This window comes from Peribacillus sp. NPDC097895 (genome assembly GCF_050277555.1).
Taxonomy (GTDB): Bacteria; Bacillota; Bacilli; order Bacillales; family DSM-1321; genus Peribacillus.
This window is the reverse complement of the sequence record NZ_JBNNSH010000001.1, coordinates 2274479-2291763: the sequence shown is the minus strand read 5'-3', so window position 1 is coordinate 2291763 and position 17285 is coordinate 2274479. Positions and strand designations below refer to the sequence as shown.

Below are 17285 nucleotides of genomic sequence, written 5' to 3'. Positions count from 1 at the left end.
TAGTATTAAGTTGAAGGAAGAGTTAGGGTGGGAGAAGAGAGAGAAAATTCGACAAACTAACTTTTTTACTTATATTTATTGTAAACATGGTTTCAGTGAACCAGGTTTTACTTTTATGTGCAGAATACGTTCTGACAGTTTAATAGGGGGTAATATTCATGACGAAAAATGACGTATACCAAGCGCGTAAGTCCTTTGAAATTGAAGGAAAACGCTACAACTACTACAGCCTAGACGCTATTGAAAAAGCAGGGGACGGCCAAGTATCTCGCCTTCCATATTCCATTAAAGTGTTACTTGAAGCGGTACTTCGCCAAGTAGACGGAAGAGTAATCACAAAAGAACATGTTGCGAACCTTGCTAAATGGGGAACAAGCGAGCAACAAGATATAGATGTTCCTTTCAAACCATCTCGTGTTATCCTACAAGATTTCACTGGTGTTCCAGTTGTCGTTGATTTAGCTTCTCTACGTAATGCATTCGCTGCACTTGGTGGAGATCCTGACAAAATCAACCCGGAAATTCCAGTTGACCTTGTAATTGACCACTCTGTACAAGTTGATAAAGCAGGTACAATCGATTCCCTTGATGCCAATATGGATCTTGAATTCGAACGTAATGCAGAGCGTTACCAGTTCCTAAGCTGGGCTCAAAAATCATTCAATAACTACCGTGCGGTTCCACCAGCAACTGGTATCGTTCACCAAGTTAACCTTGAGTACCTTGCGAACGTAGTGCATGCAGTTGAAACTCCAAACGGAGATTTTGAAGTATTCCCTGACTCTGTATTCGGTACAGATTCTCATACTACAATGATCAACGGTATTGGTGTTCTTGGTTGGGGCGTCGGCGGTATCGAAGCAGAAGCAGGCATGCTTGGACAGCCTTCATACTTCCCGGTACCTAAAGTAGTCGGTGTAAAACTGACTGGTCAACTTCCTAAAGGAACAACAGCTACTGACCTTGCATTGAAAGTGACTCAAGTTCTTCGTGCACATGGCGTAGTTGGTAAATTTGTTGAGTTCTACGGTCCTGGAGTAGGATTCCTTCCACTTGCTGACCGTGCAACAATCGCTAACATGGCTCCTGAATACGGTGCTACAGTTGGTTTCTTCCCTGTTGATGCAGAAGCGATCGATTACATGCGCTTAACAGGCCGTGATGAAAAACAAATTAAAGTGGTTGAATCTTACTGCAAAGAAAATGGATTGTTCTACTCTCCTGAAAACGAAGATCCAGCATACAATGATGTTGTGGAAATCGACCTTTCAGCAATTGAACCAAACCTTTCAGGCCCTAAACGCCCGCAAGATTTGATTCCACTTTCTCAAATGAAACAATCTTTCCATGATGCTATCAATGCACCTATGGGTAACCAAGGTTTCGGCATGGACAATTCTGAATTGGATAAAGAAGTAACTGTTAAATTTGCCGATGGTAAAGAAACGGTAATGAAAACAGGTGCGATCGCAATTGCTGCAATCACAAGCTGTACAAATACTTCTAACCCATACGTAATGCTTGGGGCAGGTCTTATTGCTAAAAAAGCAGTTGAAAAAGGATTGACTGTTCCGGATTATGTAAAAACATCATTGGCACCAGGTTCTAAAGTTGTTACTGGTTACCTTCGTGATGCAGGTCTTCAATCATACCTTGATCAATTAGGATTCAACGTAGTTGGTTACGGCTGTACAACATGTATCGGTAACTCAGGTCCATTAGCGGATGAAATCGAAGCGGCAGTTGCTGAAGCAGATCTTCTGGTAACTTCAGTACTTTCTGGTAACCGTAACTTCGAAGGTCGTATTCATCCATTAGTGAAAGCAAACTACCTTGCTTCTCCAACTTTGGTTGTAGCATATGCACTTGCTGGTACTGTGGACTTCGATCTTAACAATGATTCACTTGGTAAAGATAAAGACGGCAACGATGTGTATCTTGCTGATATCTGGCCATCACAAGAAGAAGTTAACGATGCTGTTAAATCAACGGTTACACCGGAATTATTCCGTAAAGAATACGAAACAGTATTCAACGATAACAAACGTTGGAATGAAATCCAAACAAGCAACGAAGCGATTTACGCTTTTGATTCTAAATCAACATACATTCAAAATCCTCCATTCTTTGAAGGATTATCACCAGAACCAGGTTCCGTTAACCCGCTTTCTGGCTTGCGCGTAGTAGGTAAATTCGGTGACTCAGTAACAACTGACCATATTTCTCCTGCAGGTGCAATCGGTAAAGATACTCCAGCTGGTATCTACCTTCGTGAAAACGGAGTGAAACCACGTGACTTTAACTCTTACGGTTCTCGTCGTGGTAACCATGAAGCAATGATGCGCGGAACATTCGCTAACATTCGTATCCGTAACCAAGTTGCTCCAGGTACAGAAGGTGGTTTCACTACTTACTGGCCAACTGGCGACGTAATGGCTATCTATGACGCTTGTATGAAATACAAAGCTGATGGAACAGGTCTTGCTGTAATTGCTGGTAAAGACTACGGTATGGGAAGCTCTCGTGACTGGGCTGCAAAAGGTACTAACCTTCTTGGCATCAAAACAGTTATCGCAGAAAGCTTCGAACGTATTCACCGTTCTAACCTTGCGTTAATGGGTGTTCTTCCTCTTCAATTCAAAGAAGGCGAAAACGCTGAAACACTAGGATTAACTGGTAAAGAAGCGATTGCTGTTAAAATCGACGAAACAGTTAAACCACGTGATATCGTAACAGTAACAGCTACTGATGAAGCTGGAAACGTAAAAGAATTTGATGTACTTGTTCGTTTCGACTCTGAAATCGAAATCGACTACTACCGTCATGGCGGTATCCTTCAAATGGTATTACGTAATAAATTAAAAGGCTAATTCAGCTTTTTAAAGCGGTAAACCTACAAGTGAGGTTTACCGCTTTTTTTTGTATGTGTCAAGTTTATGAAACAGAGGAATAACATGATATGATTATAGGATAAGCACTTTTCCGGATATCCTTTTATTGTTAAGATGGAATAGGAAGTTGTTCTATTTCTGGAAACTGGCAAATATTTTGGTTGTAATGGGACTAGGGGGACGAGTATGGTTAAAAAAATTATTGCTGCGGTTGTCTTACTGTCACTGATTACGGTAGCGATCGTGCAAGCGATGGGTAATGAACCGACCAAAAATGACGAAAAAGATTCCTTGGGAGGATTGAATATTGGAGCGAAAGCGCCGAATTTCTCCCTAGAGACTTTGGATGGTAAACAGGTTGAATTATCGGATTATAAAGGGAAAAAGGTAATGTTGAACTTCTGGGCTACGTGGTGTCCGCCATGTAAAAAGGAAATGCCGGATATGCAGAAATATTCGCAGCAGGCAGGTGATGATGTCGTCATTCTTGCTGTCAATATTGACCCGGAAAACGATGTCCGAGCATTTGCAGAGGAAAATGGGATTACTTTTACCATTCCATTGGACAGTCAAAGTGCAAAAAATCCAGTAAATGAGCTTTATAAGATTCTTAGCATTCCGACTACGTACTTCATCGACAAAGAAGGCATCATCAGGCATAAGGTAATTTCGGCCATGCAACTAAAGGATATGGAACGAAATATCAATAGCATGCAGTAACGGAACCTTTTTGACTTTTTTTGGGCAGTTATAGAGAATAGTGACGTCTTCCGAGGTCATTATCTTTAAAGCGACGCTTATAATTTTTCCCGAACGTTGAGACATCAGACACTTTATCATGAAAACGTAACCTAAAAACCAACGCTGACCCATTTTGGTTTCAACTTCTTTAATCGTCTATCTAACTGTTTAAATAAGTTGATTGGAGCGGGTGTATGAGACTCCTACGGGAATACGCGTCCAATGGAGACTCCGCAGGCGCATAAGCGCCGAGGGCGTACCCGCCCGCGGAAAGCGAGTGCACTCCGTGCCAATCAACGTTCGAATTTCAATACCTATATTATTGACGTTGTACAGTCTGGCGGAACCTTTACACGGTTCCGTTTTCTCATGGAATTAAAATATGTTAACAAAATTGTCAAAAGTTAATGAAAAGATTTAAAAAAATTCAAAATTTTTGGTTAATATTCATTAAAAAGGGTTAAAGTATAGAGGGCGTAGTAATAGAAAATTATCGGTTTGAAAAAACTGATAATTATGACAATTTATGAAATGGGAACCATATAGTCATAATTTTACGTTAATTTGGCCATGCTGAATAATAAACTAAAAATAAGTAGGTGAAAATCATGAAAAAAAGAAAAAGAACATTTGAAGAATTAATTAAAGAAAATAAAAGGGAATTACTGATGGACCTTAAACAAATGGAAAGACTTGAGGAACGTCTTGAAAAAAGACATATGCAAAAGGCTGAATAACATTTGCCAAGGTTTATTTTCGAAAATATGAGCCAGTACTATGAAGGTCCCCTTCAATGTGCTGGCTCTTTTTCTTGGCCTTTTCAAAAACTGGCAATCATGAAATGCCTCCTTTTTATCCATGATAAGAGAAGGAGGCGATAAAATGAGTAATCCAAAAAAAGATTCCAAACACTTTAGACCGAGCCATCTTGGAACACAACCAAGAGCAGCCGGAGGGAATAATGGCAAGCAAATGCAGGACAAATCAGGCAAACATGCTCAGGTAATTCAAACTAAAGGCGAGTAAGGGTGACTTGATTGACGATTTTCAATAACATTATTATGTAAACTAAAATTAAATTGAAGTGAAGTGAAAATAATGGGCTCATATAAACACAATCAGGATAATCGTTTGGATAATGTTGAAAAAATTCAGGATGCGATTAAAAATACTGAAGAGAACATAGCCGAAGCAAATGAAACTTTATCATTCTCGTCAGCGGAGGAGAAAGTGGCAATAGAGGCAAAAAATGAGCGGAGAAGAAAGAGCATTGATGGCATGAAGGAAGAAATGCAAGATGAACAAGAAGCACGGGAAAGCGGGTATAATAACGATAATATTTAAGTGGATAGGCAATGGGGGAGAAAGAAGATCGAAATCTTTCTTCCCCTTCCATTTTCATGTTAAAACAGCTTAAATGAATGTTGTACTGCTGTTATGGTAAAATGTTTATATTGCTTTAGAAATGAAAGTGGGGAAAGAAAATGTTCATAGCAGAAAACGAAATTGAAGTGCGGTATGCAGAGACGGACCAAATGGGTGTCGTTTACCATGCAAATTATTTTATATGGATGGAACTAGGCAGAACAAAATTGATCAATGATTTAGGGTTTTATTATGCAGACATGGAAGCGGATGGAATCCTCTCGCCTGTCATGGATATTCAAGCATCGTATAAAACACCTGTCCGATATGGTGATAAGGTAAAGGTAAAGACCTGGATCGAAATGTATGACGGCATTCGGGTCATTTATGGTTATGAAATCGTTAATGGGAAAGGTGAAGTGGCGGCCACTGGTCATTCCACACACGTTTGTGTTAAAAAGGACAGCTTCCGCCCAATATCCATCAAACGAATGTTTCCAGATTGGCATGAGGCCTATGAGAAAAATAAAAAACAGGATGAACTGGTTTAATTATAATAATTGAGGTGATTTGATAAATGGCTTTTGGCATTAAACGGGCAGATGTAGTGGCCTGGAAGCAGCAAATCGATCAAGGTCAAGTAGCCTTTTTAACTCATTATTGGCTGGATGACCGATTTCCTGGTTGCAAGACGGTCACAAAAGTGGGGTGCAAAGATTTAGATCGATTATCGGAGTGGGGTAAGAAATACGGTCTGAAAAAAGAGTGGATCCATCACAGGAAGGATGGCTACTCGCATTATGACCTATTAGGTGATAAGCAAAAGGAAATTCTTAAAGCGGAAAATATTAATGAACTGCTTCTTGATTAATTAGAAAAAAAGCAACAGCAGCTTACAGGAAGCTGCTGAATGGTCATGCACTTTTTTCATAATGGAATTCAGGTTCAGTCAGATTTTCGTTAAAGGTAATATGTAAATCATGACCATCGAAATACCAGATATCTTTTTCTTCTACATAGAAATTAATTTTATTTATTGTTGATACGGCTGCTGCATTTTCAGGTTCTTCTTGCATGATACCCAATGAAAATCCGCTTTGGACGGAACTATATCCACCATATCTTACATAAAAGCGCAAATGTGAGCCTTCTTGTAGCTCCAACTCATCAATATACCACTTAGCTGCTTGATCGGAAATGGTTAGTTTCATACTAATTCTCCTTCCTAAAGGTTCGTCATTTAAGTATAAAGTAATAATGAAGTAGATGCGAATATTGTGCGTTTCAGAAAGGGAACACCATGGAAATTATATATAATATATGTTTCATAACTCGAACAAGATCTACCGAAGATGAAGTGTTGATGTTATTTCGCAAAAAAGAACCGAATAGGCATAAATGGAATGGTATAGGTGGGAAAATAGAACAAGGTGAAACCATTCTTGAATCGATGGAACGCGAAATTCTTGAAGAAACTGGATTAAGGGTGAAGAGGCTGACCTTTCGAGGGTTAGTGACATGGAACCAAACGGGTGGAATGTATGTCTACCGAGCTGAAGATACTGGGGGTAGACTTAGTACCTGTGATGAAGGAAAGCTTGCGTGGAAGCCATATCAATGGGTAATGGAGGCGGATGAAGTCGTGTCCAACATAAAGTATTACCTAAGCGATATATTATTGGATGACCCACCACAGGAATTTGCTTGTATCTATGAAAATGATCAATTAATATCCGTCAAAAAGAAGCATTTGCCACATGTTGCGAGAAAGTTGACTTTGAACCATTGAAAACCGCCCATGCGCGGTTTTTTTTTCGGTGTTTTGTATTCACGATATCCTTCTGTAGTCGTTATACAATACTTCAAGGATTCCACCAGCCGGGCTGGAAATCCCGAAGCTGTTGCCGCAGATGCAGTTTATACATCACCCAAATTATGGGATAGTTATTTGCAAATGAGATTACACCTGTCTTGCCATATACACAAACACCCACAATAGAAGGATTTTTTCGAAAACATGAATATGTTTACAATGAATTCTATGACTGCTAATGAAGGAGAAATCAATGGCGGCCTCCATTTAACGATACGTTCCATCAACGTTTAAATCGTAAAAACCATAAAAAATATAGGCAAACTTGATGAAAATCAAGTTCGCCTACAGTCTGATAGCTGCAGATTCCTGCAGCTATTTTGTATTTTCATTTTCTTTTGCTTCAGCCTCTGCAAGCTTTCTCAGCAAGATGGGTGTAGGCATATGCATGATTTGCTCCAAGGGTAAGTTAAGGGACTTGGATAACTTTAATGCGGTTTCCGGTGAGATTTGTAATGGTTTCATGGATATTTCTCCTATTAGTAGATTATTAACTAGTTCCAGTTTAGCCTGTGCTCTTCTATTATTCAATCCTAACATGGCCATTTCTTCATTAAACAAGTAACCTTTACCACACCTTTGATGGAAAGTCGTAAATGAATGCAGGAATCGCCTAGTGCATTTAACCTTGACAACGAGTGGGCTGGAGGGCAGTATAAGGTAAAAAGGTGTAGTCTTAACGAACTATTATTTTTGGTTTTTATTACGGGTAAGTCATTGTTTTTAGATAAAACAGGTATAAAGGTTCAGATTGTTTTGATAGTATTTCTTAAGGTTCACCTAATCGCAATCTATAAGAACAGGGGGAGCAGGAAATGGGCTTTTTCATAAAAGCGAAGCCGGAAAAAGCAATCTGGCTTCAAAAAGCAAAAGAAATGGATGGTATATTGAATGTAAGCAGTGTACAAGTGAGCCTTCAGGTAAATATCATTGATTTAAACGAATTCGATTTAAAATTGATTCATGCTTTTAGAGAGGCAATCGAACCTCAGGTCGAAAGAGTTGTGGATGCCTTTTATCAAACGATTTTACAGGTTCCTGATTTGAAAAGGATAATAACGCAGCACAGTACAGTGGAAAAATTGAGGAAAACGCTTATTACTCATATGCTATCCCTATTCAATGGTGTGATTGACGATGAATTTGTTGAATTACGAACGAAGGTGGCGAAGACTCATTATCGAATTGGCTTACAGCCCCGCTGGTATTCATCCGGTTTTCAAAATGTAGAGAATTTATTGCTGAAGATTGTCTATGAACAAACAAAGAATGAAGAAGAGCAACGGGCACTTATAACAGCGATAGGAAAAGTACTCAATCTCGAACAGCAGTTAGTACTTGAAGCCTATGAAGCGGAAAATTTAAAAGCAAGGGAAAATCATTATAATGAAATCAAAGAGGAAGTGAAAAAGAAAATCTCGCTGATTAGTGAAGAAGTACTATTATTAAGTGAAGAAACGGATGCATCCGTTAAACAGTTGATAGAAAACGGGCATTATGTCAAAGAGCAAATTGCAACGCGGGCTGAACAAACACTTCATTCAAGAACGATAGCTGAAGAGGGGCAGAATCGCATGCAGATCTTGACGGAAAAGATACAAAACCTTGTTATATTCATGAAAAATGTCGATGAAAATATCATTTTGTTAAACCAATCCTTCCTAAGCATTACCGAGTTTGTAGAGCTTGTACAGGGGATAGCCGACCAGACAAATTTACTATCATTGAACTCAGCCATCGAGGCAGCACGTGCTGGTGAACATGGTAAAGGATTTGCGGTTGTTGCGAATGAAGTTAGGAAGCTTGCTGAACAGACTAAAAATTCAATCACTGAGATAGATGCAATCGTTCATACTTCCAGTGAATTTATGAAAGAAGTGGTTGATTCCATACACAAGGTCAAGAAAGTTGTTCAAGCAGGTGAAGAAGAATCGGATTTAACCGAAAAGTCCTTCAATGAAATTATAGGATTGATCGAAGGAAATATAAGGGATTCAAAAGAGATGGAAATGACAATACAGGGATTAGTATCTGTCATCCAGGATATAGGGAACTCTACTGAAAAGGTGTCAGGACATGCGGGCATCCTGAACAACACGGCAAATGAATTATAGAATATAAAAAAGCCCGTGCGGACGGGCTTTTTTATATTTGGATATGCGTCAAGACTTCCTCTTAAAACCATTTGACTTTTGGTTCAGTTTTATCGATAATACGTTTGATGTTCGCCCGATGCCGGTAAAAAATGAAAATCGTCAATATAGCCATTACAATAATAAGGGCCCAATCCTTAGTATGAAATACTAAACTGTATATAAGAGCAAGAAGACAAGCAATCATGGAAGAAAGCGAGACATATTTGGATATGTATAAGGTAATGAAGAATATGATAACGGCAACTACAAAAAATAATGGTTCATAAGCAAGAATGACACCAGCAGATGTTGCCACCGCTTTTCCGCCCCGAAAGTTTGCGAAAATGGGAAACATATGCCCGATGACTGCAAAAACGCCGGCTAGCAATAAATTCATATCCACGCCTAGCAATACAGGAAGAAAAGTAGCTAAAGTCCCTTTAAGTATATCCATGATCGTAACGGTAAGCCCTGCCTTGACACCTAGGGTCCGGAAGGTATTTGTCCCGCCCAGATTTTTACTGCCATGCTCCCGGATGTCGATTTTGTAAAAGGTTTTTCCAATAATTAAACCGGAAGGAATCGATCCAATCAAGTAGGCAAACAGTATAGTGATAAATGTAAGCATTCTATGACCCTTTCTTTAAAGAAAAATCTTCTTATTTTATCACGTTTAAGAGGCTGATAGTTCCCTTTTTCAAAAAAAGTCGTGAAATAGCTAAAAACAGCCTTAAAATACCTGATAAGTTTCTCTTATTGTAACATTTTCGTGACAAAATGGTATGGCTGTCCGAAAAAAAATCCTCTAAAAAAATGAATTTCCCTTGATGAGCATGCATCTTTTGATATACGTTTAAGTTCTCTGAATGATAAAAGGTTTATGTTTTCTTATTTTCTTAAATATAAATCAAGGATACCCACTAGTATAAATTGATGAAAAACATGGTAGTCTGTATGAACATAACGATAATTGAGAGGGACATACCTTTAAAAATGCTTTTTCTTTGTTATATAATTGTTTTTCTTTATTATGGTAATAATCAGGTTTTCTCTGTAAAATATCTTTGTTAAGGTATACTCTTTATGCAATTATTACATTTTATTATAAAGGGGATTGATAAGTATGATAGAAAATCTAAGCAGGGAAGAAATGGGTCAGATGTTGAAAAAATCGAAGCGTATCGCTGTTGTCGGTTTATCAAATAATCCTGAGCGTACTTCTTATATGGTATCGAAGGCCATGCAGGATAGCGGCTATGAAATCATCCCGGTAAACCCAGCTGTATCTGAAGTATTGGGAGTTAAGGCAGTGAAAGCCCTGAAAGATATTGAAGGGCATATCGATATCGTCAATGTTTTTCGCCGTTCAGAGTTTCTACCGGAGATTGCCAAAGAATTTGCAGAACTAGATGCTGATATTTTTTGGGCGCAGCTGGGTGTAGAAAATGAGGAAGCCTATAATTTTTTGAAAGAAAAAGGTTATACTGTCATCATGGATCGATGTATAAAAGTCGAACACGCCCTTACTAAGTAATAAAAAAAGAGCGGAAATTCCGCTCTTTTTTAAAGGTTTGCCGATGTCTCAACTGGAGAAAATCAATTAGACCCAGCTATAGCGGGCTATTAGCAAGGCGGGCATAGCCAAGCAAATTTGAGATTAATTTGATTAAAAAAGTAAAAGTATATTTGCCAAATGAAAATTTACCGCTACAATTAGTAGGGTAGCTATGATACGTTTTCAACAAAGGTGACAGGCACAAAAGGTGCTAACGCTAATAAAAGGGACGAAAAAAATAGAACACTTGTTCTTTGTTCGTGAAAGTATTATACTTTTTATATGATATTAACGTATGAATTAATTTGTTAAAGCTAGTGAGTCATTTCATTGCAGTATGATTTGGCCCGGAAATTGTGTTTAGTTAGGAAAGGGGAATTTCTGTGGCAAAGAAAGTAAAAACAATCGAGTACAATGATGATGCAATTCAGGTACTGGAAGGACTCGAAGCGGTCAGAAAACGTCCCGGTATGTATATCGGCAGTACTGATGCACGCGGACTTCATCATTTAGTGTACGAGATTGTCGATAACTCCGTAGATGAGGCTTTGGCTGGTTATGGAGACCAAATTAGTGTGAAAATACATAAAGATAACAGTGTAAGTGTGTCAGATAAAGGGCGCGGAATGCCTATTGGCATGCATAAATTGGGTAAACCGACGCCTGAAGTCATTTTGACGATACTTCATGCAGGGGGTAAATTTGGACAAGGTGGATATAAAACGAGCGGAGGCCTTCATGGAGTCGGTGCTTCGGTCGTTAACGCGTTGTCTGAATGGCTTGTCGTGACAATCAAAAGGGACGGGTTCATATACGAACAACGGTTTTTCAATGGCGGAAAGCCAGAAACTACCCTGGAGAAAATCGGTAAAACCAATCAAGCTGGTACGAAAATCCACTTTAAGCCCGATCCAAAAATATTTTCGGTGACGACTTTTAATTATGATATCTTATGCGAGCGTCTTCGCGAATCAGCTTTTCTTTTAAAAGGCATGAAGATAGAATTGACGGATGAGCGTAACGACCATAATGAAATTTTTCACTATGAAAATGGAATTGAAGCGTTTGTTGATTATTTAAATGAAGAAAAAGAGACCCTTCATAGTGTAGTCAGCTTAGAAGGGGAACAAAATGGGATAGAAGTCGAACTCGCCTTTCAATTCAATGATGGTTATTCAGAGAATATTTTAAGCTTTGTAAATAACGTTCGTACAAAAGACGGCGGCACCCATGAGATTGGCTTAAAGACGGCCATGACACGGGCATTTAATGATTATGCAAGAAAAATGGGTCTATTGAAGGAAAAAGATAAAAACCTCGAAGGTACCGATATACGTGAAGGCTTGTCTTCAATAATTTCTGTACGTATCCCTGAAGAACTTCTTCAATTCGAAGGACAAACCAAGAGCAAACTTGGAACAAGCGAAGCCCGTTCTGCAGTCGATTCCATTGTGTCAGAGCACTTAGCCTACTTTTTTGAAGAAGATCCAACCACGAGCACCCTTTTGGTTAAAAAATCGATTAAAGCGTTCCAGGCCCGAGAAGCAGCGCGCAAAGCACGTGAAGATGCAAGAAGCGGGAAGAAACGGAAAAAATCCGATGCCATCCTTTCAGGAAAATTAACGCCGGCTCAATCGAAAAATCCTGAGCGGAATGAATTGTATCTTGTCGAAGGGGACTCGGCTGGAGGATCCGCAAAGCAAGGGCGCGATCGCCGTTTCCAAGCAGTACTGCCACTAAGGGGTAAAGTTATCAATACGGAAAAAGCGAAACTAGCGGATATTTTTAAAAATGAAGAGATCAATACGATCATTCATGCTATCGGTGCAGGGGTCGGGGCGGAGTTCAATACGCCGGATACCAACTATGATAAGGTGATCATCATGACTGATGCCGATACAGATGGGGCCCATATCCAAGTGCTTCTGCTCACTTTCTTTTATCGCTATATGAAGCCGTTGATTGAGTCAGGAAAGGTTTACATCGCCTTGCCACCTTTATATAAAGTGAGTAAAGGGACAGGGAAGAAGGAAGTCATTGAATATGCTTGGAGTGATGAGGAACTTCAGGGAGCGATAGACAAGGTGGGGAAAGGCTATATGATTCAGCGCTATAAAGGGCTGGGTGAGATGAATGCCGATCAATTATGGGATACCACCATGAATCCGGAAACCAGGACCTTGATACGTGTGAAGATCGATGATGGTGCCCGTGCAGAAAGACGTGTGACCACCTTAATGGGTGACAAGGTTGAACCGCGCCGTAAATGGATTGAAGCCAATGTCGCTTTTGGTCTCGAAGAAGAATCGAATATTTTAGATAATGAAAATATGTCGATTGAAGAGGAGGTCAATAACGATGGTATTTGAAGAAACGTTTAGAGATTTGCCGCTAGAAGAGGTTATTGGAGATCGCTTCGGGCGTTATAGTAAATATATTATCCAGGATCGGGCACTGCCAGATGCTAGGGATGGATTAAAACCTGTTCAACGCAGGATATTGTATGCGATGCATGTAGAAGGAAATACGCAGGAAAAAGGATTTAGGAAATCTGCCAAAACGGTCGGTAATGTAATTGGTAACTATCACCCTCATGGAGATTCATCTGTCTATGAGGCAATGGTGCGAATGAGCCAAGACTGGAAGCTGCGGAACGTCATGGTTCAAATGCATGGTAACAATGGTAGTATTGATGGTGACCCGCCTGCTGCGATGCGGTATACAGAAGCGAGGCTTTCATCGATTGCCTCCGAGATGTTACGTGATATTGAAAAAAGGACGGTTGATTTTGTACCGAACTTTGATGATACTTCGGAAGAACCCATAGTATTACCAGCGATGTTTCCTAACTTGCTTGTAAACGGCTCCACAGGGATTTCTGCCGGCTATGCAACCGAAATCCCGCCGCATCAACTAGGTGAAGTCATTGATGCTGCCATTATGCGAATCGATAAACCTGAAGCGACAGTCGCTGATTTAATGACGCTCATTAAGGGACCGGATTTTCCTACAGGCGGTATCATTCAAGGGATTGAAGGCATTCGCAAAGCCTATGAAACAGGTAAAGGGAAAATAATCATTCGCGGATTGGCGGAGGTGGAAACGATTCGTGGCGGCAAACAGCAGATCGTCATCACCGAAATCCCATATGAAGTCAATAAAGCGAACCTTGTTAAGAAAATGGACGAGTTCCGTCTTGACCGAAAAGTCGAGGGTATCGCTGAAGTAAGGGATGAAACGGACCGTACCGGCCTGCGAATTGTCATCGAACTGAAAAAAGAAGCGGATGCCAATGGCGTCCTGCATTATCTATATAAAAATTCCGATCTGCAAGTAGCTTACAATTTTAATATGGTCGCGATATATAAAAAACGGCCAACATTGATGAGCCTGCCTAAAATGCTCGATGCGTATATCGAACACCGCAAAGAGGTAATTGTGAACCGTTCCCGTTATGAATTGCAAAAAGCACATGACAGGGCACATATCGTCGATGGTTTAGTGAAAGCCTTGTCCATTTTGGATGAAGTCATTGCCGTCATCCGTGCGTCCAAAGACAAACGGAATGCCAAAGATAACCTCATTGCTAAATTCGCTTTTACAGAAGCGCAAGCTGAAGCCATTGTTTCCTTACAGTTATATAGACTGACAAATACGGATATCACAGCACTTGAGGCAGAGGCAGCGGAATTGAAAAACAAAATTGAGGAATTGACCAAGATCCTTGGCAGTGAAAAGGTGCTTCTTCAAGTAATAAAAAAAGAACTTCGTTTCATTAAAAAGGGCTTTGATGATGGACGGCGTTCCAAAATCGAAAAAGAAATTGAAGAAATCAAAATCAATCTTGAAGTTTTGGTTGCGAGTGAAGACGTGATGGTGACAGTGACGAAAGAAGGGTATGTCAAACGGACATCATTACGGTCATATGCAGCATCAGGCGGGCTCGATTTTGGCATGAAGGATTCCGATCGCCTGCTCCAGCGACTGGAAATGAATACAACCGATGTCCTATTGCTGTTCACATCAAAGGGGAACTATCTCTATTGCCCAGTTCATCAGCTTCCTGATATTCGCTGGAAGGAAACCGGCCAGCATATCGCGAACATCATTCCAATTGACAGGGAAGAACAAATCATAAAAGCGATTCCTATCAAAGACTTCACCCTGCCGCAATTCCTGGTGTTCATCACGAAAAACGGTATGGTGAAAAAGACTGAAATAGCTTCTTATAAAGCCCAGCGACATTCAAAACCGTTAGTTGGTGTCAATTTGAAAGGTGATGATGAACTGGTCGATGTCCATCATACAGATGGACAGGCGGATCTATTCCTTGTCACCCATTACGGCTATGGTTTATGGTTTGATGAAGAAGAGGTAAGTGTTGTCGGTGTAAGGGCAGCAGGTGTCAAGGGGATTAATTTGAAAGAAGACGACTATGTTATTGGCGGAAAGGTTTTAGCCAAAGATAGTAAAGAATCTATCCTTATCGTTACACAGCGCGGTGCCATCAAGAAAATGAAATTAACCGAGTTTGAAAAAACGAGCCGGGCAAAACGCGGTGTCGTGGTCTTAAGGGAATTGAAATCGAATCCTCATCGGGTCATTGGATTTGATACCGTTAACAAAACCGACAGTCTGTTCATCCTTTCGGAAAAGGGAACCATTGAAACCATCCATGCCGCTTCATTAAAAAACCATGATCGATACACGAATGGATCATTTGTTTTTGATGAAACCGTTAGTGGAAAAGCGAAAGAATTGTGGAAAATATCATTGGAAGATGAGTCTGCTTTAGAGCAGTGAATCATCTTTTAAACGGGATGCTGATCATGATCAGCATCCCGTTTCATTTTTCCAAATGAAATGTTATTTCGTTTAAGAAACCAATCCCCAAACATGCCCCTCTTAAGTCAAAAATGACTTATTGAGTCATTTTTAAATCTTAATAATACAAACCTAATAATCGTAATGTGACAACAAATAATTCAATTTTGAATTTTCATATTAATAGAATCTACTTAACTTAACGCTTTATTTTTGGCACAGTCCTTGCATATTGATAGTATGACTTCTTTATTTTTATGAATGAAGAAAGGGGAGGACAAATGGATAGACCTTGGAAGAAGCATATCCCGTCCGGAAATCCAATGGAGATTAATATTCCTGAAATGTCTTTGACAGACCTATTTTACCGTTCAGTCGAACAATATTCGGATAAAATAGCGGTTACGTTCATGGAGCAAAGGTATACATATTCAGAGTTAGGGCGGTTAGTGAAAAGATGTGCCCGCGTTCTTGCTGATGAAGGGATTGAAAAGGGAGATCGGGTGGCCCTTATGCTTCCTAATTGTCCGCAATATCCAATCAGTTTTTTCGGAACGCTTTTAAATGGTGCAATTGTTGTCCAAATCAATCCTATGTACAAGGCAAACGAACTGATACATGTCCTGAAAGACTCAGGTGCAAGGTACATCATTGTGCTAGATGACTTATTGCCAATAGTTGAAGCCATTATAGCCCAAACGGATGTTGAAAAGATGTTGAGCGTATCGCTGGAAAAAGGTAAATGTGAAATGACAAAAAAGCTGCTTTCAGTAAATGAGGCAGATTTCTCTGTACCAATTGATCCTGCTAGAGATGTCGCTGTCCTTCAATATACAGGAGGAACGACAGGGCGTTCAAAAGGAGCGATGCTAACCCATCGAAACATCGTGGCCAATACGCTGCAAAGTGCGGCTACTTCAAGAATCAATACACAAAAGGGGCGGGAAAGGGTACTTGCCGTTTCTCCATTATTTCATGTTTATGGCATGACTTCAGGGATGAACCTGACGTTTTATAATGGCGGAGAATTAATTATTGTTTCTCGGTTTGAGGTGGCGGAGATCGTCGATATTATAAAAAAGCGTAAACCGACTATTTTTCCTGGCGTACCTACTATGTATATTGCGTTATTACAATATTACCAGTCACATCCATTTGAACTGGATTCATTGAAATCGTGCGTTTCGGGTTCGTCGCCATTGCCCCTGAATGTCTTGTCAAGGTTTAACGAAGTGAGTGGATCAAAGATTGCAGAGGGATATGGCCTGTCCGAGGCATCACCAGTGACACACCGTAATCCGGTTAGTGGGCTGCAAAAACCCGGAAGCATCGGGATTCCTATACAAAATACTGATGCCGCCATTATTGATAGCATCACTGGTGAGCCATCCCTCTTGGTCAATACTCCAGGCGAATTGGTCATCAAGGGTCCACAGGTGATGAAAGGTTACTGGGGTATGCCCGAAGAGACGCAGAAAACGATTCAAAACGGATGGCTGTATACCGGTGACATTGCCAAGATGGATGAAGATGGCTACTTTTACATTGTGGGACGCAAGAAAGAAATGATCATTGCAGGCGGTTTTAATATATATCCAATTGAAATTGAAGATGTTCTATACAGCCATCCTAAGGTACTGGAAGCTGCCGTGTTTGGTGTACCCGACCAATATCGGGGTGAAACAGTACATGCAGCGGTAGTTCTAAAGCCAAATGAATGGATAGCTGAAAAAGAATTGAAGGAATATTGCCGAAAACAGCTAGCTGCTTTTAAAGTACCTAAAATAATCACATTTCAAAATGAACTGCCCAAGACTGCAGTCGGTAAAATCTTAAAACGAAAGCTTCAAGAAAAATATATCGCTTATTCGGATAAAATATGAAAACGCTACCATTAAATC

16 protein-coding genes are annotated in these 17285 nt (G+C 40.0%); 13 read left to right on the top strand and 3 right to left on the bottom strand.

The window, feature by feature from the left end; translation table 11 throughout:
• Nucleotides 1-158: 158 nt before the first annotated feature.
• The 7 genes from acnA to ACQKMH_RS10905 all read left to right on the top strand — a co-directional run bounded on the left by acnA (nt 159) and on the right by ACQKMH_RS10905 (nt 5868).
• Complete coding sequence (gene acnA / locus ACQKMH_RS10935; protein ID WP_427587404.1) at nt 159-2870, top strand: aconitate hydratase AcnA; 2712 nt, start codon at nt 159-161, stop codon at nt 2868-2870.
• 207 nt (nt 2871-3077) lie between these two features.
• Nucleotides 3078-3611, top strand: coding sequence for a TlpA disulfide reductase family protein (locus ACQKMH_RS10930; RefSeq protein ID WP_427587403.1), 534 nt, complete (start codon nt 3078-3080; stop codon nt 3609-3611).
• Between the two features lie 629 nt (nt 3612-4240).
• The gene (locus ACQKMH_RS10925) at nt 4241-4369 is read left to right on the top strand and encodes an FbpB family small basic protein (RefSeq protein WP_427587402.1); all 129 of its coding nucleotides are present in this window, start codon (nt 4241-4243) and stop codon (nt 4367-4369) included.
• 145 nt (nt 4370-4514) lie between these two features.
• Nucleotides 4515-4658: an acid-soluble spore protein N gene (locus tag ACQKMH_RS10920; protein WP_230156360.1), complete on the top strand. Its 144-nt coding sequence runs from the start codon at nt 4515-4517 to the stop codon at nt 4656-4658.
• A 72-nt stretch (nt 4659-4730) separates the two neighbouring features.
• The gene (gene tlp, locus ACQKMH_RS10915; RefSeq protein WP_427587401.1) at nt 4731-4976 is read left to right on the top strand and encodes a small acid-soluble spore protein Tlp; all 246 of its coding nucleotides are present in this window, start codon (nt 4731-4733) and stop codon (nt 4974-4976) included.
• Nucleotides 4977-5116: 140 nt separating this feature from the next.
• On the top strand, nt 5117-5548 hold the full coding sequence (locus tag ACQKMH_RS10910) for an acyl-CoA thioesterase (protein WP_427587400.1): 432 nt from the start codon (nt 5117-5119) through the stop codon (nt 5546-5548).
• A gap of 26 nt (nt 5549-5574) precedes the next feature.
• Entirely contained in the window at nt 5575-5868 is a 294-nt protein-coding gene (locus ACQKMH_RS10905; RefSeq protein WP_427587399.1) for a hypothetical protein, read from the top strand.
• A 43-nt stretch (nt 5869-5911) separates the two neighbouring features.
• Here ACQKMH_RS10905 and ACQKMH_RS10900 read toward each other — a convergent pair whose 3' ends face one another.
• A complete protein-coding gene (locus ACQKMH_RS10900; RefSeq protein WP_427587398.1) occupies nt 5912-6208 on the bottom strand; it encodes a HesB/YadR/YfhF family protein in 297 nt (98 codons plus the stop codon).
• 89 nt (nt 6209-6297) lie between these two features.
• On the opposite strand from ACQKMH_RS10900, the gene ACQKMH_RS10895 reads away from it, so the two are divergent.
• Nucleotides 6298-6786, top strand: a complete 489-nt coding sequence (locus ACQKMH_RS10895; RefSeq protein ID WP_427587397.1) for an NUDIX hydrolase — start codon at nt 6298-6300, stop codon at nt 6784-6786.
• A gap of 399 nt (nt 6787-7185) precedes the next feature.
• Here ACQKMH_RS10895 and ACQKMH_RS10890 read toward each other — a convergent pair whose 3' ends face one another.
• Nucleotides 7186-7335 carry a YycC family protein gene (locus ACQKMH_RS10890; RefSeq protein ID WP_427587396.1) on the bottom strand — a complete coding sequence of 50 codons (150 nt, stop codon included), beginning with the start codon at nt 7333-7335 and terminating at the stop codon, nt 7186-7188.
• Nucleotides 7336-7685: 350 nt separating this feature from the next.
• Here ACQKMH_RS10890 and ACQKMH_RS10885 point away from each other — a divergent pair, with 350 nt between their 5' ends.
• Entirely contained in the window at nt 7686-8984 is a 1299-nt protein-coding gene (locus tag ACQKMH_RS10885) for a protoglobin domain-containing protein (protein ID WP_427587395.1), read from the top strand.
• 61 nt (nt 8985-9045) lie between these two features.
• On the opposite strand, the gene plsY is transcribed toward ACQKMH_RS10885, so the two are convergent.
• Entirely contained in the window at nt 9046-9633 is a 588-nt protein-coding gene (plsY, locus tag ACQKMH_RS10880) for a glycerol-3-phosphate 1-O-acyltransferase PlsY (RefSeq protein ID WP_427587394.1), read from the bottom strand.
• Between the two features lie 495 nt (nt 9634-10128).
• On the opposite strand from plsY, the gene ACQKMH_RS10875 reads away from it, so the two are divergent.
• The 4 genes from ACQKMH_RS10875 to ACQKMH_RS10860 all read left to right on the top strand — a co-directional run bounded on the left by ACQKMH_RS10875 (nt 10129) and on the right by ACQKMH_RS10860 (nt 17267).
• Nucleotides 10129-10539 carry a CoA-binding protein gene (locus tag ACQKMH_RS10875; protein ID WP_427587393.1) on the top strand — a complete coding sequence of 137 codons (411 nt, stop codon included), beginning with the start codon at nt 10129-10131 and terminating at the stop codon, nt 10537-10539.
• 404 nt (nt 10540-10943) lie between these two features.
• A complete protein-coding gene (parE, locus tag ACQKMH_RS10870) occupies nt 10944-12929 on the top strand; it encodes a DNA topoisomerase IV subunit B (protein WP_427587392.1) in 1986 nt (661 codons plus the stop codon).
• The gene (parC, locus tag ACQKMH_RS10865) at nt 12919-15363 is read left to right on the top strand and encodes a DNA topoisomerase IV subunit A (protein WP_427587391.1); all 2445 of its coding nucleotides are present in this window, start codon (nt 12919-12921) and stop codon (nt 15361-15363) included. Before parE ends, parC begins: the two co-directional genes overlap by 11 nt.
• Nucleotides 15364-15665: 302 nt before the next feature.
• Entirely contained in the window at nt 15666-17267 is a 1602-nt protein-coding gene (locus ACQKMH_RS10860; RefSeq protein ID WP_427587390.1) for a long-chain-fatty-acid--CoA ligase, read from the top strand.
• Nucleotides 17268-17285 lie beyond the last annotated feature (18 nt).

Excerpts from the sequence above, each read along its gene's own strand:
- acnA (WP_427587404.1), top strand. The coding sequence starts at position 159 with ATGACGAAAAATGACGTATACCAAGCGCGTAAGTCCTTTGAAATTGAA.
- ACQKMH_RS10930 (WP_427587403.1), top strand. The coding sequence starts at position 3,078 with ATGGTTAAAAAAATTATTGCTGCGGTTGTCTTACTGTCACTGATTACG.
- ACQKMH_RS10925 (WP_427587402.1), top strand. The coding sequence starts at position 4,241 with ATGAAAAAAAGAAAAAGAACATTTGAAGAATTAATTAAAGAAAATAAA.
- ACQKMH_RS10920 (WP_230156360.1), top strand. The coding sequence starts at position 4,515 with ATGAGTAATCCAAAAAAAGATTCCAAACACTTTAGACCGAGCCATCTT.
- tlp (WP_427587401.1), top strand. The coding sequence starts at position 4,731 with ATGGGCTCATATAAACACAATCAGGATAATCGTTTGGATAATGTTGAA.
- ACQKMH_RS10910 (WP_427587400.1), top strand. The coding sequence starts at position 5,117 with ATGTTCATAGCAGAAAACGAAATTGAAGTGCGGTATGCAGAGACGGAC.
- ACQKMH_RS10905 (WP_427587399.1), top strand. The coding sequence starts at position 5,575 with ATGGCTTTTGGCATTAAACGGGCAGATGTAGTGGCCTGGAAGCAGCAA.
- ACQKMH_RS10900 (WP_427587398.1), bottom strand. The coding sequence starts at position 6,208 with ATGAAACTAACCATTTCCGATCAAGCAGCTAAGTGGTATATTGATGAG.
- ACQKMH_RS10895 (WP_427587397.1), top strand. The coding sequence starts at position 6,298 with ATGGAAATTATATATAATATATGTTTCATAACTCGAACAAGATCTACC.
- ACQKMH_RS10890 (WP_427587396.1), bottom strand. The coding sequence starts at position 7,335 with ATGAAACCATTACAAATCTCACCGGAAACCGCATTAAAGTTATCCAAG.
- ACQKMH_RS10885 (WP_427587395.1), top strand. The coding sequence starts at position 7,686 with ATGGGCTTTTTCATAAAAGCGAAGCCGGAAAAAGCAATCTGGCTTCAA.
- plsY (WP_427587394.1), bottom strand. The coding sequence starts at position 9,633 with ATGCTTACATTTATCACTATACTGTTTGCCTACTTGATTGGATCGATT.
- ACQKMH_RS10875 (WP_427587393.1), top strand. The coding sequence starts at position 10,129 with ATGATAGAAAATCTAAGCAGGGAAGAAATGGGTCAGATGTTGAAAAAA.
- parC (WP_427587391.1), top strand. The coding sequence starts at position 12,919 with ATGGTATTTGAAGAAACGTTTAGAGATTTGCCGCTAGAAGAGGTTATT.
- ACQKMH_RS10860 (WP_427587390.1), top strand. The coding sequence starts at position 15,666 with ATGGATAGACCTTGGAAGAAGCATATCCCGTCCGGAAATCCAATGGAG.